This window comes from Vibrio sp. 1557 (assembly GCF_033340175.1).
GTDB classification, from domain to species: domain Bacteria; phylum Pseudomonadota; class Gammaproteobacteria; order Enterobacterales; family Vibrionaceae; genus Vibrio; species Vibrio alginolyticus.
The window spans coordinates 78,178-103,508 of record NZ_JAWOVZ010000016.1 but is presented as its reverse complement, the minus strand read 5'-3'; the positions used below and the strand labels follow the sequence as shown (position 1 = coordinate 103,508).

Below are 25,331 nucleotides of genomic sequence, written 5' to 3'. Positions count from 1 at the left end.
CAACAGCAACAGCAACAGCAACAGCAACAGCAACAGCAACAGCAACAGCAACAGCAACAGCAACAGCAACAGCAACAGCAACAAAAGTCTCAAAACGAAGGGAAAGAAGCGCAAGGACAACAGTCACAAAATCAGCAAGATTCTGAAAATAAAAAAGAAAAACAAAAAACGGAACAACATCAACCGCAACGAGATGACAAGCAAGTGAAGGATCAAGGTGAACCAATACAGGCTAAAGCGCATCCCGAAAAAATGCATCAGGATGATCCTGAGTTCCGTCGACTAGAAGCAGTAGAAAGTGCTCGCGACCCAAGCTTTTTGATCCGTGCGCAAATGCAACTTCAAGCGCAACAAAAACAACCTCCACAACAATCTCAAAAGGAGTGGTAAGCCTGTGATGAACAAAGGCGTAAAACTGGTCTTTATTTTTGTGGCCAGCCTAATATCCAGTTTCTCGGTGATGGCACAGACACTTCAAGCTAGTGTGAATAAAACACAAGTAGCCAAGAATGAAGTGATTAACCTCAGAATCATTTCAGATACTGAGCTCAGCTCAGACTCAATCGACTTCAGTGTTCTAGAGAAAGACTTCTTCTTGGGTCAACCTCGTTATGGCCGCTCTAGCAATAACATTAACGGAAGAAAATCAGTGCGTACCGAGTGGAGTATCTCAATTGCACCAATGAAAGAAGGTGTTCTGACTATTCCAAGTTTTTCCGCTGATGGTATGAGAACGGAGCCGATCAAACTGCGTGTCAACGCGAGCCAAACAGACCCCAATCTTGATGATCTATTTAGCTTCAATATTACGGTCGACAACAGTACGCTCTACCCTCAGCAATCTGCAACATTACGTATACAACTTCTAATTAAAGCGGACACTCGACGCCTAGATAACCCGCAAATAGTACCTCCGCAGATTAAAGGCATGAAGCTTGAGGCACTGGGTGGCTTACAACAAAGACAGAAGATCTTAAATGGGTTAGAAGTAGCGATCATAGAGCAGTCGTTTCGCTTAACGGCCAATCAACCAGGCACTTATACCTTGATAGGTCCTAAACTGACCGGTTCTTATATTTATGGCGACAGCTTGACGGGCTCAACCAAAATAATGCCTATCAACACCAAAGCGGAACGCATGCCAATCACGGTCAAACCGATTCCGAGCGAATTTAAAGGTGAATGGCTTCCTGCTTCAGCGTTAGAAATGACACAGAGCTGGCAAGACGATCAAGGTAATCTACTGTCGACTAACGCGATCAACACAGTAAAACAAGGCTCTTCACTCACTCGAACCATTCAAGTTAAGGCTCGCGGTACACAAGCCGAATATCTGCCACGAGTCAATATTAGTTACCCGAGTTCACTGCGCGTGTATCCCGAACAACCTAAGTTCGATAGCGCGAGAGATGGCACCGTTACCATGACGGTGAAGCAAGTCATTATTCCTACAGAGGCCGGGAAATATACCTTACCAGGATACGACTTGAACTGGTGGGACAGTCAAAATGATGAAGCGAAGAAAACAACGTTACCAGAGCTAACATTAGACGTAGAGAAAAATGACACTGGGCTAATCACGTTGCCGGAATCGCCTCTTTCAGCGCCTTTAGTGTCAGCCCCTAGTCCTGAATCAAGCGGCGATGTAAACAGTCTCTGGCGAACATTAACCTTTGTTTTCTTAGGGCTTTGGATAATGACATTGGGAATCGCTATTTGGGCATGGAAAAAGCGGTCAATAACAGCGAGTGGAACGGTTTCAAATACTGAGCAACCACTTTGCATCGACGCGCTAAAAAAAGTCATCGAAGAGGGCGATGCTGCGAAAATTGAACGCTCTGTAAATGAGTATTTAACCACTCATCAAGACAGGCTAAACCCTGGCGACGTACAAGCAATTAAGCAAGAGCTTAATGCCATGAATCAAGCGTATTTTAGTGCTAACCAACAACCTTGGAACCCTGATTCGCTGCTAGCGAAAATTCAAAACCTTGGCAAAGCAAACGTAACAAAAACCGACCACCAGCTCGAAAAGCTATAAATAACTAGATAACAATGGCAGCTCTCATGAGCTGCCCATTCTCTTATCCGGCCAAATTTGCTTTAGCGGTTTTATCTAGAGCACCAACCGCCGCCCCCTTCCCTATCAAGTTGCTCTTATGAACATCACTCACTCAACAAACACTTGGGGCTCGTATTCGTATCGCCTTACACAATTTCGCCCATGATTCTTCGCTTGATAGAGTGCCTTATCCGACAACTGATATAAATGGTCGAAATTAAAGTCTTTGCCTTTCGCTTTATAACAGGAGTAACCGACTGAAACGGTGAGTAACTCCCCTTCTGGGTTATGTCGATGCTTTATCCCCTCGCCCTCGATGCACTGACGAATGCACTCTGCTCTCAGTCGAACCTCCTCTTGCTCAGAACCAATCATGAGCAATGCAAACTCCTCACCTCCGATACGGCAAAAAACTTCATCTTCACCTTTGGTATGATGATCCAAGATATAGCCAATTCGCATCAATGCGATATCGCCTTCGAGATGACCATAGTGATTATTGAATAAGCCAAAATGGTCAATATCAATCAGGATCAGGCCAAACGACATGTCGTCTTCACACTCTAGGGCACAATATTTTTGCATCACATGTTCTAACATGCGGCGATTACCAAGACGCGTCAAAGGATCGAGCTTAGAAAGTACCTCAAGCTGTCGATTGGCTTCCTCCAACTCTTTTGTTCGGTTCTGAACCTCCAGCTCTAAGTTTTCGTTTAATTCGCGAATCGCCTCTTGAGCTTGAGTACGTTGCAATACTTCAGCTAAGCTGGACGCGAACATACGAATCACTTCACGTAACTGAGAAGTTAACGGCGCACGTGTCAGCAAATTATCAACAGCGATAAAGGCGATAGGACCACTGCTATTTGAAGTCAATACCGTCATCGCAGCCCAACCAAAGCCAACAATATTACAGTCATGATAAATAGGCACTGATTCTTCAAATGCGACTTCGTTTGGCATTGAGCGAGCCAGATTTATAAGAGAGAAATCTTGGGTTTCGCCAAAGAAGTAAGATTCATCCACCACATTACCTTGAATATCGGTACCCCACGTTCCTTGCATGTAAGAGCAATTTTCATCAGTTAAAAACACCGCCATTCGATCAATACCAAGATTTTTAATGGCGAAAGTGACGGCCGATTTGCATACTCCACTGACAGTAGTGCAACGTGATAACTCAACCATGCTTGAATGCAACATGCGTACGTTTTGTTCTTGGCGCTTACGAATGTAAATTTGAGAGAAGAGTGAACCAAACGAGTCCAACATCTGTTTTTGATATGCCGTTATCGGCTTACGATGAATAAAGTTATCTAGCGCGAACCACCCAAACGGTTCATTGCCATCGCGTAAAATCAACATCGCATTCCAGCCCTGCCCGATGACCTTGCCTGCTGTGTATATTGGCGCGTCTTCTACAATCACTAAGTTGCTCTCAAGGCTAGATAACGCGGTGATATACTCCTCGCTAAGTTGGTGTAAATCGTATTGTGTGTGAAATTCATCAATCGTAATTCCTGACTCATCCGTGCCGTATGTACCACTGAAGCTGCGCTTTTTCATATCGAGAAGCATCAGTGTAGAGCGATCAAACCCAAGTCGTTCACGTAACGCTTCGACGGCTTTGTAGTACAAGTCCTTTAAAGAATCAGGATTAGAGATTTCGAGTGCAACTTGCTGAACTAACTTCATATTTTCGATAAAGCGCTCGCGTTGGCTAATCTCATCAACATATTGCGCTTCACGAATATCTCTGTGCCTGATCTCTTTCGAGGCATTTTTTTCAGCACGAATACATTGCCAACGCGCCGCTGCGAGTTGCATTGCGTCGTAACTTTCTTCATAGATATTATGTGCTGTGCGAGCATGTACAGATTGAATCAGTAGGTAGGTACGTTTGATAGGCGTGTTGTCGAGCATCATGATGTAACTATCACCGCCTAAATCTCGGGTGTGATTCCAGTTACAAGTGTTGATCGCCAGAGGTATGATGCTTTCAGAGGTATCAAACTGACTTGCCCACTCCCAGAATGTCTCAGGATAGTTTTGGGTTGGGTAAAGCTCTCCGCGAGAGAAGCTCATTGAATGACGAGGGTTAATTGAAGGATCTTCAAAAATAGCGAGGGCTTGAGGGGAGAACAGACTCTCTAAATGATCAAAGATTGCCTCCGCTAGCAACCGATGGTCCCTCGTTGAAGACACTTTTCTTGTAAAACTTCTTAAACTCACCCTACCAACCTAATCTACTTTTTTATCCTCGATAAAAAACTACTTAGGCCATGATATGCAATCAATACGTTCAAATTTGAGCTGTTAAGTCATTCGCAAAATTATCAGACTTAGTGTTACATTCGAGAGCTCTTCAGCACTTTTAAAGCCATGTTTCACATAAGTTACATGCTTTATAAACTGGGGAGGAAAGTTGTACTTATTTACAAGATTTTTGTGTTGGTAGATGTTTTAAGCCTACGACTTAAAAAGAAAAAGGCCCCTCATCAAGAGGGGCAAAGTTACCATCGCTTATAGTTATTTAGTTATGCTTGTAAATACGGTGGATTAACCGAAATCACCATTTACGTAGCCTTGAGTACGGTCGTCTTGAGGGTTGCTAAAGATCACTTGCGTATCGTTGTGCTCAACCAGTTCACCCATTAGGAAAAACGCAGTGCGGTCAGAGATACGACGCGCCTGTTGCATTGAGTGAGTCACGATAACGATGGTGTAGTTCTTCTTTAGCTCTTCCATCAGTTCTTCGATTTTGTGTGTCGCAATTGGGTCAAGTGCCGACGTTGGCTCATCCATCAGAATCACATCCGGCTCCATCGCGATTGTACGTGCAATACATAAACGTTGCTGCTGACCACCAGAAAGACCGAATGCGTGTGATTTAAGGCGATCTTTCACCTCATCCCAAAGTGCAGCACCGCGCAGCGAACGCTCTACCACTTCATCAATTGTCTTTTTGTCTTTGATACCTTGAGCACGTAAGCCGTAAGCCACGTTCTCGTAAATACTCATCGGGAATGGATTTGGCTTTTGGAATACCATGCCGACTTTGATGCGAAGGTCAGCAACATCAATGTTGCCGTAAATATCTTCGCCGTCCATCGCCAATTTACCTGTAATTTTCACGCCTTCGATTAGATCATTCATTCGGTTCAAACAGCGTAGAAGCGTTGATTTTCCGCAACCTGACGGGCCGATAAGTGCAGTTACTTGGCGAACTGGAATTGGTAAGTTGATCGATTTCAGTGCTTGGTTGTCACCGTAGAATAGGTCTAGGTTTTCAATATCAAATTTGTTCATTGTCTTAATCTCTTAATTCTTGAATTCGTGTCTTTTAACGTGCGTTCTTAATTAGTGTTGTTAGTAAGTTGCGGTGTTAAAACGTCTAGCAATCAGTTTCGTTACCATGTTGATCAAGAGAACAACTACGATAAGCACTGTTGCCGTACCGTAAGCCTGATTCCATTCTTCAACGGTAAACAGTTCGGTAGTCAGTTTGTATAGGTGAACGGTTAGCGTACGACCTGAATCCAATAAAGAATCCGGAATACGTGCAACCATACCTGCTGTCAGGAATACTGGAGCAGACTCACCAATGACACGACCAATACTTAGAATGACCGAGGTTAAGATACCTGGCATTGCGCTTGGAAGAATCAAACGCCAGATAGTGTAAATCTTAGAAGCACCGAGGCCATAAGAGCCTTCACGGTAAGTTTGTGGCACTGCCATCAGCGCTTCTTCCGTTGTACGGATGATCACTGGCAGGATTAGGATACTTAGCGTCAATGCACCCGATAGAATCGAGAAGCCAAGGCCAAGAATCGCCACGAAGAAAGTCATACCAAACAGGCCGAAAATGATCGACGGGATACCCGCCAATGACTCGGTACAGAATCGGATGATTTTCACCAAACGACTGCCCACTTTCGCGTATTCGGTCAAGTAGATTGCCGTCATGATACCGAGTGGCGCTGCCACTGCGATAGAAGCGATAACCATGTAAATGGTCGCCACAATCATTGGGAAGATACCATGCTCTTCACCTGTACGCGTATAGTTATCAGTAATGAAGTTCCAATCTACGTGTTGTAGACCGTTTGATAGGATGTACCAGATAATCCAGAACAAAAAACCTACCGTTAGTGCTGCCGAGATCCAGACAAATGCGTTAAAGACATTATCTTTGAACTGGCGTGCTTTTTTCAGTTTTGCGCGATCCATAATAGTCACCTTTAACGAGCGATTACTTCGCTTTTTCTCGGTTTAGGTACAGTAGTACAGCGTTCAACGACATGATGAAGACCAGAAGTACTACACCTGTAGCGTAAAGTGCGTTCGCGTGAACACCACTTGCGTAAGACATTTCAATAGCGATGTTTGCAGTTAGTGTACGAGCCGAATCCAAGATGCCTTCTGGCATTGCCGGCGCGTTCCCCATAACCATGATAATCGCCATGGTCTCACCTAATGCACGACCGATACCCAGAATCACACCTGTCATGATGCCTGAGCGAGCCGCTGGAACGAGCAATTTAAAGATGGTGTAGATTTTCGATGCGCCCAGTGCCAAAGAACCTTCTTTATAAGTACGAGGGACAGCGCGGATAGACGTTTCAGATACCGTAATTACTGTTGGTAGAATCATCACACCAAGAACAATAATACCGGCCAAGATAGTGTTACCTGCAGGTACATCAAATACCTTCTGAATCAATGGAACGATAATAACCAGACCGAAGAAACCGTAGACCACTGAAGGAATACCGGCTAGCAGCTCAACCGCTGGACGGATAATGTCTGCTAATCGCTTTGGTGCGATTTCAGCGATGAAAATGGCGGTCAGAACACCAATTGGAACCCCAACAATGACAGCACCAGCCGTCGATACGATAGATGCCACAATCATGGTGGCGACACCGTAAAGCGCAGGTGGTAACCAGTTTTGTCCTAAGACAATGCCCGATACGCCTGCTTCTTGGAATGCCGGAATACTCTCTCGAACGATGAAGTATGCAATAACGGCCAATGAAACAATGCCGATTACGGCACTCGTTAGGAACAAGCCGTGGAAGATGCGCTCTTTCCAGTCTACACGACGCTTCTCGCGTAGGCCTGACTTGCTGATAGCTCTAGCGTCAGTATTCATAAGCTTTTCACTATTTGTTGCGATGGTCATTTAAAAATCTCACGGTTCTGGGCAATGCCGTTGAACACAATGGATAGAAAAGGCTCAGCCCGAAACGTTGGGCTGAGCAAACTTTAGAGTCCCGATGGGATTAGTTAACTGAGATGTAACCTTTTTGGTCAACTAGCGCTTGCGCTTCGTCAGTTAGCATCCAGTCTAGGAATTTTTGCGTTTCTGTTGATGGCTTGCCTTCTTTGTAAAGAACAAGGAATGGACGCGCTACTTTGTAAGAACCGTTTTTAACGTTAGCTACCGTTGCATCAACGCCGTCGATTGCTAGCGCATTAACAGTGTTGTCTACAGTACCAAGAGAAATGTAGCCGATTGCGTATGGGTTAGATGCAACCATTGTTTTCAGTGCGCCGTTACCGTTTGCAACTTGAGCACGTTGAGAGATAGCTGATACCTTCTTACCAGAAATCTTCATTTTTAGAGACATGATGTCTTCAAATGCGCCACGAGTACCAGAAGCTGTGTCACGAGTAATGGCTACGATTGGCTTGTCTGCACCACCAACTTCTTTCCAGTTTGATACTTCGCCTTTGTAGATTGCAGTCACTTGCTCGGCTGTTAGACCTGGCAGTTTGTTTTGTGGGTTAACAACCACTGCGATACCATCACGAGCAACCACTTCTTCGATTAGTGTTGATTCTTTTTCAGAGTCTTTTAGATTACGAGAAGACATACCAAGGTCTGCTGAACCATTTTTCGCTGCTTTTACACCAGCTGAAGAACCAGGACCTTGAACTTCGATAAATACGTTAGGGTTCTTCTTCATGTACGTTTCAGAGAAAACTTCCATCAGTGGAGTTACGCTGCTAGAACCCACTGCAGAGATAGTTTCTTTAGCAGAAACAGGAGTCACTGCCATTGCGCCTAGAAGTGCGATTGCACCGATTACTGTCTTTTTCATCACAATTTCCTTAAGTGGCTTTATTGCCGTTGTGTTTCACTTGAACGGTGCTCACTTTAGAATTTGAATATGACAGTTGTGTTTCACTTAGTTGAACCCTCTATGACACGTTGTCATTTCTAACTATTAATTCCGCGACTTATCCCTCTCTCAATTTGAACGTAACGTTTTTATAACGTTGCCTCATGTTCAAGATGATAACCCCATCGATTTTGGTACATTTCATAACAATTAGATATGAGTAACTCATTGATTTGGCAAATATAACAATTAAAATCGAAATGCTTATTTATAAAAAAGATAATAATTAAACCGATAGAGGGTCAATCTCATGCGTCAATTTCTTAGTACGCTTTCTATTAAACTTCAGGTTTTTCTGCCTGTTCTATTCACAGTTATATTACTCATCATTGGACTGAGTGTCGGAATCGGTAAACTCGATCAAGCATTCAATAAGGTTTCGGCTTCCACCCATAAGCTAATCATTCACAAAGAGGAACTTAGCGGCATCGTAGACAACACTTACGCCATGCGCATCAAAGCTATTTATAGTCTATTTAGAGCCGAAGATGTTCAGTCTCTCAACCAAGAGCTTTCTGAGCGACAAAACAAAAACCGCGATTTTCTTAACTCCATCGACCATCTCCCTGGCGTTCAAAATGAAGTCAATGCTATGCGTAAGGCCATGAATCACTATGTTGATTTCACTCGCGTTACCATGACACCTCTGCTCACCACTAAACACTCTTCTGATTACACCACCTCTGATTTCAATCAAAAGTACGAATCTGCAATGGCTGAGTATCGATTAGCTGGCGAAGCGATGATCAACGCCATCGACAAACTATCTAAACAATTGAATCAAATCGTCACCGATGAAGTCGAAACGAATGGCGAACAACATTCAACCACGCTAACTTACAGCGCCGTCTCGCTTGCGGTGATCTTGAGTGCCGCTTCACTTATTAGTTGGGTACTCGCCAGCTACATCGTTGCGCCGATTCGTAACCTTCAAGTAACGATGCAGGAAGTCGCGAAGGGAAACCTACTAGTTAAGGCCGAAGCCATCGGGAAAAACGAAGTGTCTCAGCTGGCTCGAGATGTAAACCAGACCATAGAAAAACTGCGTGAAACTGTAAGCGCATTGGTTCGCATTAGTGAAGATGTGGCATCAGCATCAACCGAGTTAGCAACTGTTATGACTCAAAGCAGCGTCAACTCGGATCAAGAAAAGCAAGAAGTTGAGCAAGTAGCCTCGGCGATCAATCAGCTAGAGTCGACCGCAGCTGAAGTATCGACCAATGCACAAGAAGCCGATAGTGCATCAAATCAAGCACGTACGTTAACCTCACAAAGTATAAGCATGTTTGGGGAAAGCACTCGCGCAAGTGAAAAGATGGCGGAACAACTTAACGAAGCCGCTGCCGTCGTAACTTCGCTAAAAGATCAATCAGAACACATTGGTCGCGTGATCGAAGTGATTGAAGGTATTTCTGAGCAAACGAATCTACTTGCACTGAATGCAGCGATTGAAGCTGCACGAGCGGGCGAAAGTGGCAGAGGCTTTGCGGTAGTGGCCGATGAAGTACGTATGCTGGCAGCGCGAACTCAGGAGTCCACCAAAGAGATCCAAACCATTATAGAAGAGCTACAGCAACAATCTGGTCACGCAAATGAAAGTATGCATTCCAGCTTAGCCATGTTGTCAGACAACCAAGCTCTTACACAAGAAGTTAGCCAATCACTTGCTAATATCAGTAATGCTATCGCCGATCTGAACTCAATCAACACTCAAGTTGCGACCGCATCAGAAGAGCAGAAACAGGTTACGGCTGATATCAACAACAACTTAACGAACATCTATGAACTAGTGAGCCAGAACGTCACTGGTATCACTCAATCCGCCGCGGCAGCGCAAGAGTTGTCTGGTTTAGCAGAAAATCAAAAACATCAACTTAAGCAGTTCCAAGTTTAAATACTCTGCTCAACACGATAAGTTCCAAAGGTTAGAAAAGAAAAAGCTCCGCACTGGCGGAGCCTATCATAAAGGCAAAGCTATCAACCCTTATTAACGTAATAATTATTATTCATCTGTCACTAACAAGAGAGAGCTTTTGAAACTTGAGTTTAACGGATCTCTATTGAAAACCTCACCATTAGTCGTATCAAAAGTTGCAACATGCTTACCGTCGCCATTAGGTGTGTTGCTCCAGACATAACGCCCTAGAACATCATCTCCATCTGTCAGACTATAGCCGCTAGCAAACCCTGTACTATTTATGGCTGGGCTGTGGCAAGCTCGCTCAGTTAGAGATACCAGCTCTTTGATATTTGCTAGTCGCCAATTTTTTTTGTCAGCAAAATTGTGAAGAGGATGGTTGCCATCCTTATTACGAATTTGTTTGGCTGTGGAGAGAGCGAGTTGCCATGACATTGTAGATCGCGTCCCCTGGCATTCTTGGTTTCCTACATTCCATGTCATACCAACTGGACAGCGCATCCATGTTAGACCTGTTTTCAGGTCAGTTACGGTACCGCTCTCAGAATATGTATAACGCGTGTTAGGTGCCGTTTTAGCAAAGTCAGTAGAACACTCTTGTGCAGCTATTGCAGTTTGAGAAGCCAAAGTAAGAGATAGTACAGTTATTAATTTCTTCATCTTATTGCCCCTTAACTGCGACTAGACGGATTGGGAATTGGTAAGAATCATCGGCACCCGCACTTGTGTTGCTTGATCGAATCTCGACGTATGAAATAGTGCCTCTATCTTTGCCCCGGGAGACAATCGCAGGGAAATAAATCTCGCCATCAATAAGTTGTGATGATGCATTCGTAAACTTAAAGTCGCTATGCCAAAACGCACCATATCCTAAATAAGGGCTACCTATGGTTTGCTGTGGAAAGTATTTAACATTAAAACCATAGACGTTGTATTTTGCATATTCATCGTTCGGAGCAAACAGTGTTTGTTCACCAAAGTCTAGTAAGTCATAAGTCTCACGGTAAGTAGGCAAGCGCCAACCAGTGATTCCACATAACGATTGTTTGTTTATGTACTGAACATATTGGCTAGTGGTACAAACTTCATCACCAGCGTCTTTACAACCTGCAAGCTCTACATCTTTGCTAAATGGCTTAAATGTTTCAGACTCAAACGCAAATAGGCGATCTTTAAATTGAACTGAGCTCGCATCCGCACTTTTGTTTTCCCAAACAAGACCAGTACGCTCGTCCATAGTACAAGCCCACTCAGTCGCATCTGCAGCTAAAGCTGCACCTTGTGAATCTAGCTTAACGAACTTAAAGCCAGCGCCTGTCGACGTTTGCTTGTCCTCTTTGTCGAAGCCGTATTCTGCATCTTGACCAGGGTAAGACGCTTGAACCTCAGCAACGTCTGCTGCTCCTTCAGCAAAATAAAGAACGGCGCCCGTATCGTTACTACCAACCGTTTGTTCAGCAACCGCTACAATTTCTTCAGCAAATGCACTTACTTCCGCTTCAGACAGAAGATCAGAGGCCAACGATTTACCTTGAAAGCTAAGATTTTGAGCAAGCAGCGCTACGCCTTGGGTCATTTGCTTTGGTTGCATCGCAGCTAATAGCACAACCGTGTTTTGCTCTAGCTTGTCTAGCTCGCTAGCTTCTGCGTTAGACATCACCGTACCAGAAAGAGAAACGCCGGCATCGGCGAGTTGCGCTTTCACAATCTCTTCAGCTTGAGCAACGGTTTTACCGTCAATTACAAGACCCGCGAGCAACGTTGTTACACCATTGACCGTGTTACCCGTTGCTAAATTTTGACCCGGAGCCGCAAGACGCAACGTTTGGTTTGAACCTTGATCAACTTGAGCAAGAATGGTGCTGGTTAGTACGTTTTTGTCGCTTGAAGTCAGGCTAAATTTACCGGCATTATCCGTTTTAGCACTCGGTTCAGTGGAATCACAAACGTAGTTTTGGTTTAAATCGATACATACTGGCGTATCAAGAAGTGTACCTGCAGAAACGATGGTGCCAGCTACATCATAGGTCGGTGCCGACGTGTCACCACCAGAACCTCCGCCACAGCCAGCAAGGGCTAGTGACATAGCAACGAAAGAATATTGAAACTTCATAGATTTTATCTTCTTTTGATTTTAATTAACGAGAGCGAATCACTCTCACCATTGAAAGCAGGAAAAGTCCTAACAAGGTCCAAGGCGAACCACTGCCACCTGAACCACCGCCACTGCTTTCTTTAGTGGTATCAGCACTACACTGATACTGAGCAAAGTGACTCACACCCCACTCTTTCAACACCCCAGAGTTCCCTGACACGCGGTCAGACACTTCGAGACGCCAAGTACCCCAACTCGGTTGACCGACAAGTGCTTGTAACTCCTCGTCATACTGAGCGGTGAAGTAACCTTTAAATCCTTTGGTATTGCTTGATTGATGGCTAAGTAGCACGACCGATTTGCCTTGTGGAGACACTAGCGTCACTTGCAGATCTTGCAGTGAGTCATGTTCGATGTTCAGGTAAACCGCAAACGAATCATCAATCGTGCGTGACTTGTCCGATAGCGTCTGAGAGAACAGTCTGTCGCCCTGTTCCGGCAAAGCGGAGTTCACTGGTTGAGGCTGGATATCGAGCTCTGGCGTACCATTAACCAGCATCACCTTTTCACTCCACTGGTGAGTCTTTAGGCCTTCAGAAAATTGATAATCCAATGAAATAGAGGAATCGAATTGCGTGCCACATGTTAGACCGCTTGGTAACGCCACCTTCATTGAGGTCGAGTCAGAAAGCGTTTCATCAAAGTCGAAAACAGATGCGTTGTTTAGCTGCCATTGCCCTTTGATGCTCGCTTCACGGCCAGTTTGGCTCAGGCTCAAACCAACGTCTTGACCTTGTGCGATGTATCGAGCGTCATAGCGAACACGAAGAGGCGCTTTAAGTAAGTTGTGTTTGTTGAAGCTATCCGTCAGGAATTGGGCGTAGTCTTTATTTGGGAACAAGGTGTTTGCGGCAAACACGGTCGACTCCGCCAGATCATGCATTTTCACGCCACGACCAATGCCGTACATGCCTTCAAGAACAATGGTGTCAAACTCGCGGAACACCCTATCGGTATCATCACCGTATCGTTCAACCGATGCTTTAAGTGCTTGGAACAGTGGCGTTGACCATAACTCGTCGCCTAGTTCACCGCCCACACTAACGTGCGCTGGATACTCTGAACCCTCGAAGTAACGAGCTCTTTGGTTCCATAAGCTACGAGTTGTTTTGCGTGTTCCGAACACACCGTCCCAGTTGAACACCGTATCTAACTCGAATTCTTGACCACGACGCGAAGCATCCAAATATTGAGTTCGGTAGCTCGCGCTGCCCGCCCAGTAATCAGCAAAACCCTCTGCGATAGCACCAGTGTGACCGTACGCCCAATCCGGTACGATTTGGTAATGAATGCCATGCCCAAGCTCGTGTATCACGACATCAGCATCGACTGCATCCGGAGAAACACCACCGACACCTAGCATGAGTGCTTTCGGACCGTAATAGTAAGTAGAGTTATCTTTTGATAAACCGCGAGCGTCAAAACGAAGCGGTTCGTCAAACAAGTCGTAAGTCAGGCTTGTCAGATATTGGATCGAGCTATCAAGATGATAAAAAGCCATCAACTGTGGGAACGCATTGTCACCAAACTCGGTGCTTTGCATCTCATCAACACTGTCAAACGCTTGAACTCCTTCTGCGCTGAGAAAATCCAACGTATCAAGTACAGGCGCTTCACCAGGTGTTGGGGCTGCAAATAAGCCCGTCGCATCCACTTGCTTCAATCTTGGGTTAGACAAATAGAACTTACCGCCGGACTGTAAAACCTCAATCGACTTGGTGACGTACTCGATCGGCTGAGGGTAATCGGATAGTGCTGACCACGTCGATTCTGGTGCCGCTTGCTGTTGCATGGTGCGAAGATCTGGGTTGAACAAAGAAACCTCAACATCAACCAGACTTCCAGAGCTCAAAGCAGGTGGCTCTTGTGCTTGCAGTTGGCGAGGTGATTCCAATTCCATTGCAACCGTTGGTTTGCCGTTACGAATGATCGTATCTTCAAGGCTCTTAAACACTCGCACAACGTGATGATTTTTATCGGTTGTTACTACGAGGGTGCGCTGTGCTTGATATTCACCGTTTACCCAAACATCAAAATTGTAATGCTCACCAAGCTGAGACTGGGTTTTGTAACGGAACTTAAACTCGCCCGCTTCCGAGTAGTGGCTGTCTAGATAAGTTTTCGCTTGCGCTTCATTCGTTACCACAGAGTCCGTTGCGGGATAATCCCACTCTGCAGCCTGTGCCGCAGGGGTACAAGCAATAAGCAGCGAAAACGCCAATGGTTTTAGCTTCATGATTTCGTCCTAGAATTCGTATTTTGCATTTAGCGTGAAGTAGCGCCCAGGCTCAGTTGAGTAACGCTTACTTTCCTCAGCGATACCCGCTACGTCTTGGTATCGGATGTATTCTTTGTCGAACAGATTGATGATGTTTGCGCTAACACGAAGGTCTTTGGAAACGTGGTAAGTTGCGCCAATATCAAACGTATTCCACGCACTTGTCTGCGCGCAATCTGTCGCTAGACCAAGCGTGGTCTGGCATTTAGGAACGCGATCCATGGCCGCGGCCCAGTTCCAAGCCACGTAAGCATTGAAGTCTTGGTTGACGTATTTCAGTTGAGCGTTACCTTCGAATGGCGTAATGCTTCGAACGTATTCACCTTCCGCGTCTTTGCCATCTACGTAGCCAAACTTGGTGCTGATGTTCCATCGCTTAGTGATCGCGTAACCCGCAGAAAGCTCTGCACCATACGTCTCAACACCATCGAGGTTTTGGTATTGTTTAATGTAATTACCATTGCTTGAGTCAAAGCCCGTGGTCACAACGTCGATGAAGTTTTCAAACTTGTTGTAGAACAAAGACGCATAGACATACGCACGACCGTTATCGAACTTGTTACCGATTTCAAATGAGTCGGAAGTTTCAGCTTCTAGATCCATGTTTGGTGCAATGACAAACGGCGTGAGCGGCACAAAGTCGTGGCTTACGAAGCCATACGCTTTATCGTATTCCGGAGCACGGTAACCATGGTTATAAGATACATAAGCAATGTTGTTGGCAAATACTTCACGCGAAACCGACAGACTTGGAGATACCTCTGAGCTATCCATGTCTTTTAATGGGAAGCCGCCCACTTCACCCGCACCGTCTGGCGTGAGACGGTGGGCATCAAAGCGTAGGCCACCTGTGATGGTCCATTTATCCAGTTCCACCATGTCTCGAACATACAAGCCAATGTTATAAGCACGAGCAGGAGCGAAAGGTTGTTTGGTCGAAGGTGTTACTCCGTTCCAATCAATCTTGGAGTCGCTATCTGTGCGTTCGTAATAGTCTGTAGAAAGCTCAACACCGTAAGCCAATTGGTGCTCAGCATTTGCTGCATAAATCGTATTGGTTAAATCGCCACGGAAGCCAATTGTTTCGTCAATGAAGGTTTTGTGTTCCAGCTCGCGACGCTTGGTGATCAAACCATTGTGATCCACTTGGCGCATTAAACGGTTGGTGTCTTCCACCACTTCGGTGTGACGCCAGTAAACTTTGGTATCCAACTCTTCGAACCAAGTTGGATTAATCGGTGTCACCTCTGCACCAATGTAAGCGCTGTACTCTTCGGAGGTTTCATCTTCAGCAAAGTCTTCAATATGCCAGATTCCATCAGGTTGAATGGACGGTGATCCCTCCAAACGCTCTTGATTCTGGGTGTAAAGTTCCGCTTTGGCTTTCAACATCACCTCTTCATTGAAAAAGTGGTTGATCGTATAAGCACCGCTGTAACCATCTAGGTCGCGGTTATACAAATCTTCATCAAAGTTACGTGTCTCTTGCCCCTGCCAGTATGAAACGTTAAACAAACTCTCTGTATCACCGGAACGAAAAGCTAGATTACTCGTGCCTTTGTACTTGTTGCTGATATCGGTGTAAGTACCGGAAACATCGGTGTAGAAGTCTTTGTCTTTTAAGAAATCACCCGGCTGACTGGATTCTAAAATCACCACACCGCCGATCGCGCCAGAGCCATGCACCGAAGAACTTGCCCCTTTAATGATTTGCAGCGATTCAAAATTGGATAAATCAAAAGTATCTCTCCCAACTGCATCATTAATGTCATTCGCACCGAAGCCATCCGCAGAACGAATGCCATCACGAACGATCATAATGCGGTTACCCGTCATACCACGGATGGTAATGTTTTGCGGACGTCCTGCACCGCCCGTCACACTTACACCAGGTTCGTTACGCAGCACGTCATATAGCTCGGTCTCGCCTCTTTCTTCGATTTGCTCGTTTGTGATAACCGCGACACTACCTGCCACTTTTGACAATGGCTGATCGATTTTATTGGCGGTTACCACCACCTCTTCCATTGAGAAAACCTTAGATTCGGCGTGCACTTGACTGGCAGCAAGTACCGAAAGTACTGCCGCTGACACTGGGGTAAGCTTCATTTACTGCTCCGCTTTAGATGTTTTAATGAGTGATAGTAGAAATGCGTATTCTTTTGCTTGTTGTTCTTGCGCTTGTCGTGGGTCCATTTGGTGGCCCGAATTAAAATCAGTTTGCAACAAGTACGGCCCGTTGCGCTCACTTAACGCTGAAACTTTAGCCAGATACTTTGCGCCTTCCCAATATGGGACGCGCTGATCAATTAAACCGACTTGAACCAACATGGGTGGGTAAGCGTTTTTATGGATATTGAGAATCGGATCGTACGCCTTCATTAACGCCAATTGTTCAGGTTTGGTTGGGTTACCCCATTCGCCATACTGCTGTGTGGTAAGCGGAAGTGAGGTATCCGACATACTTGCAACCACATCAACAAAAGGCACTTTAAGTACGACACCTGAAAACAATTTAGGATCTTGATTAACCGCTCCGGCCACCAACGTACCACCAGCACTAGAACCGATGGCGAAAACCTCTCTATTGCCACGTTCGAATGTTTGCAGCGCCTTCGCGGCCGCGACAAAATCACCAATAGAATTGGCTTTTCGCACACCACGGCCTTGCTCGTGCCATTCATCGCCAAAGTACCCACCGCCACGGACATGGGCGATAGCGTAAATCACACCTTGGTCGAGTAAACTGATAACCTGAGGCATAAAATACGGTTTCATCGTAAAACCATACGCGCCGTAACCGTAAATCATCACAGGAGATTGTGGGTGCAATTTGTCTTTGCGATACGCCAAAGAGACCGGGACAGAAACGCCGTCGTGCTTAATAAAAATACGTTGGGATACATAACGCTGACTATCAAAGTCTTGGTAAGCATCTTGAGAGTACAAGGATTTATTCAGCGTTTTTACATCGAACTCTTCCCACTGAGGAGGCGTAGTCATCGACATGCTTCGGATACGAATCTTGTTTGATTCAAAATCGCCCAACGTGCTTAGCCAAGCGACATTACCATCGTGTTCCAATGGCAGTATCACTTTTTCCTGCCCTTGGTAAGAATACACCGTCAATGTCGACAAGTTGTTTGGCTTACTAAGTGCCACAACTCCTGCATCATAAAGGTAGAACTGTTCAAGCGGCTCACGAGGATTGCTAAAGCGTTGCCATGTTGCGCCAAGCGGTGCGAGTTCGGCTTGGTAAAGGGCGAACTTTCCTTCCAGGTTGCTTTTAAGATAAATGTAACCTTTCGCCACATCCGCGTAATATTCCACACCCACTTCAGGCTTTCGCAATGAATCTGAGACAGTGCCCGTTTCTAGGTCGACAAGCTTCTGCTCTGTTGTTGACTCGTTGTTGCTTTGCAGCACAGCATAACGGCTATCTGCCGCACGATAGAAAGAAAGTAACCAATCTGACTTGGGTTCATTCCATAGGACTGTTTTTGCCAAAGATTCAGTGGAGATACGTAAGATCTGATGAGGTCGCTGGGTACGCTTTTCTTTTGCAACAAGGAATGCCACTTTCCCGTTAGGTGACAACAATACGCCACTATCGATGTGCGTCGCCAGTTCCGTAGATTGACCGGAGAGTAAATCAACAACCACGGCGCGATATTGTTCGCTGCCGTCGATATCTTCCGTGAAAAGTAATGTGTCACCATTCACTTGCCATTGACCAAGTTGGTAGTACTGATGCGCAGATTGTCGTTCATCGAAATCGAACACCACGTTTTCTGGTGCATGTTGACTCGCACGGGATAATAGTAAGTAACGACCATCGCGACGCGTTAGCGTCCATTCTCTTCCACTCACGATCGACCATGGCTTATCACCTTTGTCTGCCACCATGGTATCCCACTGCGTGAGTAGTTTTTTTGTCAACGTCTGATAACTTTTTTGGTGCTGTTCAGTTTTGTGGTTTTGTTCTGTTAGGTAGGTAAGAACTCGCTCATCTTTACGAGCATCATCTCGAAGCCAGTTGAAATCATCAGCAGCAAAGCCAGAACTAGAGGTAATTATGAGCCCTAAAAAAACATGAGTAAATTTCATATAGAGAGCGAATTCATTTATAGGATTAATACAATGGCACGTATTCTGCCCTCAAATAAAAATGAGATCAATTATCATTTTCATAACCATGTAAGATTTTTATCTAGTGTGTGAGGAAAAACGTTTGCTTTGACCGAGGTTATAAAACTTAATAACTTCCTAAATTAGCGTTCTATGCTGTTTATATACAACCAGACAGATATAAAAGCTGACTAACGAGTGAGTATGGAAAGACGCTATTTCACCTAGCGACAGACATAAAAAATCCGAGTGCGAACACTCGGATTTTTAAGAACTAAAATCAATGGGAAACTACAGCAGCTTTTACTCTTCAGAGCTCGGTGCCGCTGGTTTTTTCTTAGGGATGAAGACATCATCACCCACAGATACGTTTTTGTAGAAGCTCTTGTCACGCTTAGCTGGTTTTTTCGCCGACTTTTTCGCTTGAGGGCGAGCTTTCTTTGCGGTCGCTTTCTTATTGCGAAAATCTGGTTTAGGTGGCTTAAGGCCTTTAAACTTACCTTTCAAATCTTCGAACACTGAAAACTCAAGATCTTGTTGTAGGTATGCTTCTACACGTTTAAAGCTATCCCAGTCTTTTGGACCAACAAGAGAGATTGCATCCCCTTTGTTTCCAGCACGACCAGTACGACCAACTCGGTGTACGTATTCTTCGGTATGCTTTGGCATATCGAAGTTGATGACGTGTGTCACAGTTGCAATATCCAAACCGCGGGAAGCAACATCAGTCGTTACAAGGATCTTAAATACTGCGCGCTCAAACTGACTCATAATGGTGTTACGTTGAGTCTGGTTCAAGTTACCACTTAGTGCTACAGCCTTCAGTTTCTTTTCGTTCAGCTTTTCTGTTAGTCGCTCAGTATCATCACGCGTTGCCGTAAAGATAATAACTTGACGGTATTCAGCCTCAGAAAGAACACGATCTAAAATTGCCTCTTTATGATCTAGGTGATCACACAAGTAAAATTTTTGCGTGATATCTTTATGTTCTTCGTTAGAAACGCCGATAGCAATTCGCTTTGGCGCATTGAGCATTTCAGCCGCGATTTCATTGACGTCTGCATGATCTAATGTCGCAGAGAACATCAACGTTTGACGACGACGATGCTTGGCTGCTTTATGAATGCGACGAAGCTCTGGTGCAAAGCCCAAATCCAACATACGGTCTGCTTCGTCCAGAATTAGCGTTTCCAAACCATCCAGATAAAGCGAACGGTGCTCTAAGTGATCAGCCAAACGTCCTGGTGTCGCCACGATAAATTTCGGGTAACGACGCAGAGCTTTTACCTGATCGTTAAAGTTCTCACCACCCAAAATCAGTGCTGCTTCATAAGATAGGCCAGCTAGCATAGAACGAAGCTCACCATATACTTGTTTCGCTAGCTCACGAGTAGGAGCAAGGATTACCGCGCGAGGGTCTTTCGCAGAAAACGATTTTGTCTTTAAAGACTTATGAAGCATTGGCAATACAAACGCCAAAGTCTTGCCCGAACCTGTTTTCGAAGATGCCAATAGATCCTTGCCTGCAATCGCAACAGGAATCGCCTGCTGCTGAATGTCAGTCGCTTTTTTAAAATCGTAGTGTTTTAGGTTCTTCAACAATCGGTTGTCTAGGCCTAGATCTTTAAATTGCAAAGTATTCTCCAATAAATCAGTCAGCGTCTGAGCGCTCTGTAGTGTCGTTTCCGCTCTAACGCAGCAAAAAAATAAAGCTCGGTATAATACCGCAAATCATAGGAGTATAGATAGAGATCACACAAACTAATTCCCTGTGGTAACGGTAAAACATCATTTGTGGCTCAGTTCAGAGTAAAGACTAGCCTTTTTGATGAGCAGCTGGACAGGAAGTTTAGAGAAAAGCCGTTCAAATATGCCTTCTATCCATCAACAAAACGACTTAAATAGCAGTTATTTGGGCCAATAAACTTTCATTTGTGTCAATATCGTCTAAATTATTGATATCAGGAACGTGGCAAATACACCTGCTATGAAAACTGTTGTGAGAACGAAATAAAGGATAGGTAGTTAAACTTTGTTAAGTTCAGGTAAAAGTTGACGTCAGGTACTCCATGAAATTCTTGGGTTTTTTTGACTTTTGCTACATCATGTACTGATAAAATGTAACCACATTTAACCTCGCTACTGTATAAAATAATAGTTAGTGGCGAGACTTTCACTATAAGCAAGGAGTTCTTATATGAACAAAACGTTGATCGCAGCTGCAGCAACTTCAGTACTTCTACTAGCCGGTTGTGCTTCTTCTGATGACGCAGCTACAGCAAATGCAGCAAAATTAGACGAACTAAGCAACCAAGTTAGCCAACTAAGCCAAGACGTACAAGCTCTTCAATCTGACGTTCAAAAATCAGGCGCAGCAGCAATGGCTGCTCAAGAAGAAGCTGAGCGTGCTAACGAGCGTATCGATAACATCGCTCAGTCTTACACTAAGTAAGATTTAATACCGCGTCTTAACGCCCGTTAAGGCGCGGTTATTTCGATAGGAACCCCATTCTGTGCAGCGATTGCTGCTTTAGCCTTCACGTTTTTCATACCGAATTCATCCAACCACCACTTTAACTCTTTCGGCACTTTCAGTTCATCTTTCTCGCCATTACTACGAGTTAAAGGCTCATGTGCTTCTAAGAACACACTTCTGTCAGGCTCAAGTGTCATTTTGATAGGCTGGTTAATGATGTTAACGTCTTCGCCGTTACGAACCTTGTCAAATAACCACTCAATGTCACTTGGGTCCATACGAATACAACCCGCGCTGACTCGCATACCAATCCCAAAGTCCTTGTTGGTACCATGAATTAGGTATTCGCCATTCCCGTAAGCTAAACGCAATGCAAACATACCAAGTGGATTATCAGGCCCCGCAGGAACAACGGCTGGTAGGTCAATGCCCTTTGCTTTGTACTCGGCACGAATAGAGGCTGGAGGAGTCCATGTAGGGTTCGGTCGTTTTTGGCTGATACGCGTTGTCATTACTGGGGTATCGCGCCCTATTCGGCCAATTCCGACAGGAAATACATGGACAATATCCTCTCCTTTCGGAAAGTAATATAAGCGCAGCTCGGCTAGATTAATAACGATACCTTTATAAGGTACGTCTGGGAGGATTAGCTGTGTCGGAATAGTAAGAACATGCCCCTCTTCTGGTAAGAAGGGATCCACTCCTTTGTTTGCGGCCATTAAACCTAGCATACCCACATCGTAGAGCTTAGCGATATTTGCCATGGTTTCGCCTTCTTGAACGACGTGGTTTTCAAGGCGACCAATTAAACGGCTTCCATCCTCTGGTAATTCGTACATCTTAGCGAATGATAGACCACTCACTAAAGATAACGACACAGATAGCAGGGTACGTTTTGCGAAACTCATTGATCGCTTTTTGCTAAGCATTTCACTCTATTCCTTGGCACTTTTAAAGAGCTGTAAGGTTATCTCTCTTTCTGTCTTGTGATCAACCATCGGCTTGTGATATTCCAGTAAAGAAAAGCCCTCCCAAGTCCAAGGTTTATGGATGTATTTGTTCGGTACACTTTTGATTTCTGGTACCCAGTGGCGCACAAATTCACCATTAGCATCGAACTTTTCGCCTTGGCTTATCGGGTTGAAAATACGAAAGTATGGCTGCCCGTCACAACCCGTAGAAGCAGACCATTGCCAGCCACCATTGTTCGCTGCAAAATCGCCGTCCACCAGCTTACTCATGAAGTACGCTTCTCCCCATCGCCAATCAATATGTAAGTCCTTGGTAAGAAAGCTCGCGACAATCATACGTAATCGGTTGTGCATCCAGCCTGTTTGATTGAGCTGACGCATTGCTGCATCAACGATTGGGTATCCTGTTGTTCCTGTCTTCCATCGCTCAAAGGCTTTCTCATCATAGGACCACTGGATTTTATCCTCCCAATCGATAAATCCTTTGCCTTTGACGAGTTTTGGTTCGAAAACCAATAGGTGCTGATAAAACTCACGCCAAATGATCTCACTTAACCAAGTTGCTTTCCCTTCTGTAAGGTCATTTTGTTGATTTTCAGCATACAAACGAGCAATACACTGCCTTGGTGATAGCGCGCCAATCGCAAGGTATGGAGACAGTTGGCTAGTGCCATCAATAGCTGGAAAGTCTCGCTCGCTTTGATACGCGTCACTGCGCTCCCGTGCAAATTCCCTAAGCTGCTTCAAAATATCATTAGTCGAAGCCAGCCAGTCTTCACTGGATTCTCGAGGATAGCTAAATGTGAAGCTTGAATTAAATCGAGCCGACTCTAATTGTTCGAGTACCTTTTTATTGAGTGGCGCTTGCTCGTGAGGTTTTACCACCGTCGGCATATGGAACTGCGTTAACCAAGCACGCTTGAATGGCGTAAACACCTTAAAATATTCGCCTTGCTTATTAAGAACCGTCGTTGGCGCGTGCACACATTTGTCATGAAACAGTTCAAATTCGATATCGTGAGAAGCTAACGCTTCACTTACTTGTGTATCGAGCTCTCGTTCGTTCACCTCATAGTGAATGTTTGCCATGACAGACGTGGCTTCAAGTGTTTCCGCCCACCCACTAATCACATCTGTACAATCGGAAAACGACGGTACCTCTTTGTACAAAAAGGGAATATTAAGGCTTTCAAGCTCCTCGTTAAGACAAGCTAAGCGACGAGCAATGAGGTCTGCCTGCATCGGCGCCATGTGATGCTCCCGCCACTGCTCTGGCGTCGCGATAAAGCAAGCGACGACAGGCTGACCTGAATCCAATGCAGCTTTGAGTGCCGTGTGGTCTAACGTACGTAAGTCACGTCGAAACCATACTAAAATCATGGTAGCTCCTATCTTTTGTCTACTACGTTAGGTGTAATTTCTCTATCACTTCAGAGCACCCCATCCGATCACCTAGCTGTGCGTGAAGCATTTTGATGGACGCTACTTGTTTAGCAGCTAGTGCTTTATTGGAGAAAAGGTAGATAAACGAACCATTTTCAATGACCTCGTGATCTAGTAGACCAGAAACATCATCAACCTTATCGATCAAAGTCGTGTGATACCCTTGTTCACAAAGCTTCGCTGCTTGAATCCAACTCTCAGATTCTCTGTTTTGTTCAAAGCTAATGAGCAGACACTTTCCTTTGGAAGCGGCTTTGTTTTCAGAATCGATAACAAGGGCAAGTCGAGTGATTAAACAAGTCTGAAATAACCCCACCTGCAAAGATCGCAGCGATCCTTTCACCATATCTAGCGCATCAAATACTGGGCTAATAAACTGATCAATAACGAGTTTTAGTGGATACTCTTTAAGAACAGAGGCAAGTAAACTCTCTGCTTTTCCTCGATTCAGGGTAGACAGCGCAAGCAGCATGTTTTCAACTTCTTCGAGTGTGCGAACCTCGTTTTTGACTTCGACATCGGCGCTTTTTCCTAGCAGCCCCTTCACTTTACCAATCGAAATTCCCTTCGCGAGCCAGCTCTGGACTTCGCGAATCGTATCGAGATCTTGCTGGCGATAAAGTCTGTGTCCTTTTTCAGTTCGCTGAGGTTGGATCAAGTTGTATCTTCGTTGCCAAGCTCTCAGCGTAACTGGTTTTACACCCGTGATTTCTGCGACATCTCGGATCGCGTATAGTTTTTCTTCTGAACTACAAACCATAGCGTAATCTCATCTCCTGCGGATACGGTTCTAAAAACTTCTGTTTTGCTAAATACTCGTCTGGGTAAGTATTTAAGTAATGCTTAATCAACGTAAGTGGAGCTAGCAGAGGCAGCATTCCGATACGGTAGTCGTGAATCACTGTCGCTAACTCTTCTTTTTCTTCTTTAGTTAGTGAGCGTTTGAAGTACCCTTGTAAATGCATCAACACATTTGTGTTATTTTTGCGGCTAGCCCGATTCGTTAACGCCTTCATCAGTCCTAAACGATACTCTTGGTAAAAGTCTTCAATTTCATAATTAGCGACATCGGCAACTAAGCGGCCAAGGGATCGGTATGACTCTGGGTGGTGTGCCATTAACGTCAGTTTGTAGCGCGAATGAAAGTCGATGATTTTGCCACGAGTAGGCTCACCATCCATCGAGTCGTAAAAGTCATTTAGACAAAATACTCGAGTAATAAAATTTTCTTTCAATACAGGGTCGTTAAGTCTGCCATCCTCTTCAACAGGCAACCAAGGCATTTTTTGCATCAATGTTTGTGTATACAAGCCAACACCTTCTTTCGCAGCACTGTTCTTGCTGTAAACCTTGACTCGCTCCATGCCACAAGTTGGTGACTTGGCACAAACGATGTAACCACAAAGCTGCTCGCTTTGAAGTTCATCTACTTTATTGGCCGAGTAAGTGAGCATATTGTCGGTATGATCATTTTCTGGATTTTTGGTTTCAACCAATGCAACACGCTCTTCATTAGAAACAAGACGAATGGTTGGACGGGGTACTGGCATACCTACGCCGATTTCAGGGCATACCGAAATAAAGTCAAAATACGGGCTAAGCTCTTTAGTCACAAAGTTGCTCACCTTATGACCAGAGTCAAAACGCACTCGTTCACCCAAAACACACGAACTGATACCTACTTTGATCGAAGATTCCATGATGACGCA

General features: G+C 44.9%; 18 protein-coding genes and 1 pseudogene. 4 read left to right on the top strand and 15 right to left on the bottom strand.

Features of this window, described 5'->3' with window-relative positions:
• Both R7070_RS17565 and R7070_RS17560 read left to right on the top strand, forming a co-directional pair.
• Positions 1-390: pseudogene (locus R7070_RS17565) on the top strand (hypothetical protein); the annotation flags it as partial.
• Positions 391-394: 4 nt separating this feature from the next.
• On the top strand, positions 395-2,041 hold the full coding sequence (locus R7070_RS17560; RefSeq protein WP_050550099.1) for a BatD family protein: 1,647 nt from the start codon (positions 395-397) through the stop codon (positions 2,039-2,041).
• A 129-nt stretch (positions 2,042-2,170) separates the two neighbouring features.
• Here R7070_RS17560 and R7070_RS17555 read toward each other — a convergent pair whose 3' ends face one another.
• The 5 genes from R7070_RS17555 to R7070_RS17535 form a co-directional block, all read right to left on the bottom strand.
• Positions 2,171-4,294 carry a GGDEF domain-containing protein gene (locus R7070_RS17555; protein ID WP_025768552.1) on the bottom strand — a complete coding sequence of 708 codons (2,124 nt, stop codon included), beginning with the start codon at positions 4,292-4,294 and terminating at the stop codon, positions 2,171-2,173.
• 327 nt (positions 4,295-4,621) lie between these two features.
• Positions 4,622-5,371 (bottom strand): phosphate ABC transporter ATP-binding protein PstB, encoded by a 750-nt coding sequence (gene pstB, locus R7070_RS17550; RefSeq protein ID WP_005375156.1) that lies wholly within the window; start codon positions 5,369-5,371, stop codon positions 4,622-4,624.
• 60 nt (positions 5,372-5,431) lie between these two features.
• A complete protein-coding gene (gene pstA, locus R7070_RS17545) occupies positions 5,432-6,295 on the bottom strand; it encodes a phosphate ABC transporter permease PstA (RefSeq protein ID WP_005383923.1) in 864 nt (287 codons plus the stop codon).
• A gap of 22 nt (positions 6,296-6,317) precedes the next feature.
• Complete coding sequence (gene pstC, locus R7070_RS17540) at positions 6,318-7,250, bottom strand: phosphate ABC transporter permease subunit PstC (protein ID WP_005375154.1); 933 nt, start codon at positions 7,248-7,250, stop codon at positions 6,318-6,320.
• Positions 7,251-7,350: 100 nt separating this feature from the next.
• Positions 7,351-8,172 carry a phosphate ABC transporter substrate-binding protein gene (locus R7070_RS17535; RefSeq protein WP_005375153.1) on the bottom strand — a complete coding sequence of 274 codons (822 nt, stop codon included), beginning with the start codon at positions 8,170-8,172 and terminating at the stop codon, positions 7,351-7,353.
• Positions 8,173-8,503: 331 nt separating this feature from the next.
• Between R7070_RS17535 and R7070_RS17530 the strand changes: the two genes are divergently transcribed.
• Positions 8,504-10,147: a methyl-accepting chemotaxis protein gene (locus tag R7070_RS17530; protein ID WP_256900724.1), complete on the top strand. Its 1,644-nt coding sequence runs from the start codon at positions 8,504-8,506 to the stop codon at positions 10,145-10,147.
• A gap of 108 nt (positions 10,148-10,255) precedes the next feature.
• On the opposite strand, the gene R7070_RS17525 is transcribed toward R7070_RS17530, so the two are convergent.
• From R7070_RS17525 to R7070_RS17500, 6 genes are all read right to left on the bottom strand, one after another.
• Positions 10,256-10,831 (bottom strand): DUF1566 domain-containing protein, encoded by a 576-nt coding sequence (locus R7070_RS17525; protein ID WP_017635423.1) that lies wholly within the window; start codon positions 10,829-10,831, stop codon positions 10,256-10,258.
• A gap of 1 nt (position 10,832) precedes the next feature.
• Positions 10,833-12,284, bottom strand: a complete 1,452-nt coding sequence (locus R7070_RS17520; protein ID WP_005375150.1) for a DUF1566 domain-containing protein — start codon at positions 12,282-12,284, stop codon at positions 10,833-10,835.
• A gap of 25 nt (positions 12,285-12,309) precedes the next feature.
• A complete protein-coding gene (locus R7070_RS17515) occupies positions 12,310-14,562 on the bottom strand; it encodes a proprotein convertase P-domain-containing protein (protein WP_171342470.1) in 2,253 nt (750 codons plus the stop codon).
• A gap of 9 nt (positions 14,563-14,571) precedes the next feature.
• Positions 14,572-16,713, bottom strand: a complete 2,142-nt coding sequence (locus R7070_RS17510; protein ID WP_158155454.1) for a TonB-dependent hemoglobin/transferrin/lactoferrin family receptor — start codon at positions 16,711-16,713, stop codon at positions 14,572-14,574.
• Entirely contained in the window at positions 16,714-18,711 is a 1,998-nt protein-coding gene (locus tag R7070_RS17505) for a prolyl oligopeptidase family serine peptidase (protein ID WP_318141265.1), read from the bottom strand. It lies immediately after the preceding gene.
• 324 nt (positions 18,712-19,035) lie between these two features.
• Complete coding sequence (locus tag R7070_RS17500; RefSeq protein ID WP_031778885.1) at positions 19,036-20,379, bottom strand: DEAD/DEAH box helicase; 1,344 nt, start codon at positions 20,377-20,379, stop codon at positions 19,036-19,038.
• 550 nt (positions 20,380-20,929) lie between these two features.
• On the opposite strand from R7070_RS17500, the gene R7070_RS17495 reads away from it, so the two are divergent.
• The gene (locus R7070_RS17495) at positions 20,930-21,184 is read left to right on the top strand and encodes an Lpp/OprI family alanine-zipper lipoprotein (protein ID WP_005375145.1); all 255 of its coding nucleotides are present in this window, start codon (positions 20,930-20,932) and stop codon (positions 21,182-21,184) included.
• Between the two features lie 26 nt (positions 21,185-21,210).
• Here R7070_RS17495 and R7070_RS17490 read toward each other — a convergent pair whose 3' ends face one another.
• Genes R7070_RS17490 through R7070_RS17475 form a run of 4 tightly spaced genes read right to left on the bottom strand, consistent with a single transcriptional unit; the run spans position 21,211 to position 25,322 of the window.
• Positions 21,211-22,137 carry a L,D-transpeptidase family protein gene (locus tag R7070_RS17490; protein WP_025768560.1) on the bottom strand — a complete coding sequence of 309 codons (927 nt, stop codon included), beginning with the start codon at positions 22,135-22,137 and terminating at the stop codon, positions 21,211-21,213.
• Positions 22,138-22,143: 6 nt separating this feature from the next.
• On the bottom strand, positions 22,144-23,559 hold the full coding sequence (gene phrB, locus R7070_RS17485) for a deoxyribodipyrimidine photo-lyase (protein ID WP_005383934.1): 1,416 nt from the start codon (positions 23,557-23,559) through the stop codon (positions 22,144-22,146).
• Positions 23,560-23,581: 22 nt separating this feature from the next.
• Positions 23,582-24,382, bottom strand: a complete 801-nt coding sequence (locus tag R7070_RS17480; protein WP_005375142.1) for a MerR family transcriptional regulator — start codon at positions 24,380-24,382, stop codon at positions 23,582-23,584.
• Positions 24,372-25,322 carry a YbgA family protein gene (locus R7070_RS17475; protein WP_213910467.1) on the bottom strand — a complete coding sequence of 317 codons (951 nt, stop codon included), beginning with the start codon at positions 25,320-25,322 and terminating at the stop codon, positions 24,372-24,374. The genes R7070_RS17480 and R7070_RS17475 overlap by 11 nt, the downstream gene beginning before the upstream one ends.
• Positions 25,323-25,331 lie beyond the last annotated feature (9 nt).

Bases quoted from the DNA above. Each gene is read 5' to 3' on its own strand.
- pstB (WP_005375156.1), bottom strand. From the start codon at position 5,371: ATGAACAAATTTGATATTGAAAACCTAGACCTATTCTACGGTGACAAC.
- pstA (WP_005383923.1), bottom strand. From the start codon at position 6,295: ATGGATCGCGCAAAACTGAAAAAAGCACGCCAGTTCAAAGATAATGTC.
- pstC (WP_005375154.1), bottom strand. From the start codon at position 7,250: ATGACCATCGCAACAAATAGTGAAAAGCTTATGAATACTGACGCTAGA.
- R7070_RS17535 (WP_005375153.1), bottom strand. From the start codon at position 8,172: ATGAAAAAGACAGTAATCGGTGCAATCGCACTTCTAGGCGCAATGGCA.
- R7070_RS17530 (WP_256900724.1), top strand. From the start codon at position 8,504: ATGCGTCAATTTCTTAGTACGCTTTCTATTAAACTTCAGGTTTTTCTG.
- R7070_RS17525 (WP_017635423.1), bottom strand. From the start codon at position 10,831: ATGAAGAAATTAATAACTGTACTATCTCTTACTTTGGCTTCTCAAACT.
- R7070_RS17520 (WP_005375150.1), bottom strand. From the start codon at position 12,284: ATGAAGTTTCAATATTCTTTCGTTGCTATGTCACTAGCCCTTGCTGGC.
- R7070_RS17515 (WP_171342470.1), bottom strand. From the start codon at position 14,562: ATGAAGCTAAAACCATTGGCGTTTTCGCTGCTTATTGCTTGTACCCCT.
- R7070_RS17510 (WP_158155454.1), bottom strand. From the start codon at position 16,713: ATGAAGCTTACCCCAGTGTCAGCGGCAGTACTTTCGGTACTTGCTGCC.
- R7070_RS17505 (WP_318141265.1), bottom strand. From the start codon at position 18,711: ATGAAATTTACTCATGTTTTTTTAGGGCTCATAATTACCTCTAGTTCT.
- R7070_RS17495 (WP_005375145.1), top strand. From the start codon at position 20,930: ATGAACAAAACGTTGATCGCAGCTGCAGCAACTTCAGTACTTCTACTA.
- R7070_RS17490 (WP_025768560.1), bottom strand. From the start codon at position 22,137: ATGCTTAGCAAAAAGCGATCAATGAGTTTCGCAAAACGTACCCTGCTA.
- phrB (WP_005383934.1), bottom strand. From the start codon at position 23,559: ATGATTTTAGTATGGTTTCGACGTGACTTACGTACGTTAGACCACACG.
- R7070_RS17480 (WP_005375142.1), bottom strand. From the start codon at position 24,382: ATGGTTTGTAGTTCAGAAGAAAAACTATACGCGATCCGAGATGTCGCA.
- R7070_RS17475 (WP_213910467.1), bottom strand. From the start codon at position 25,322: ATGGAATCTTCGATCAAAGTAGGTATCAGTTCGTGTGTTTTGGGTGAA.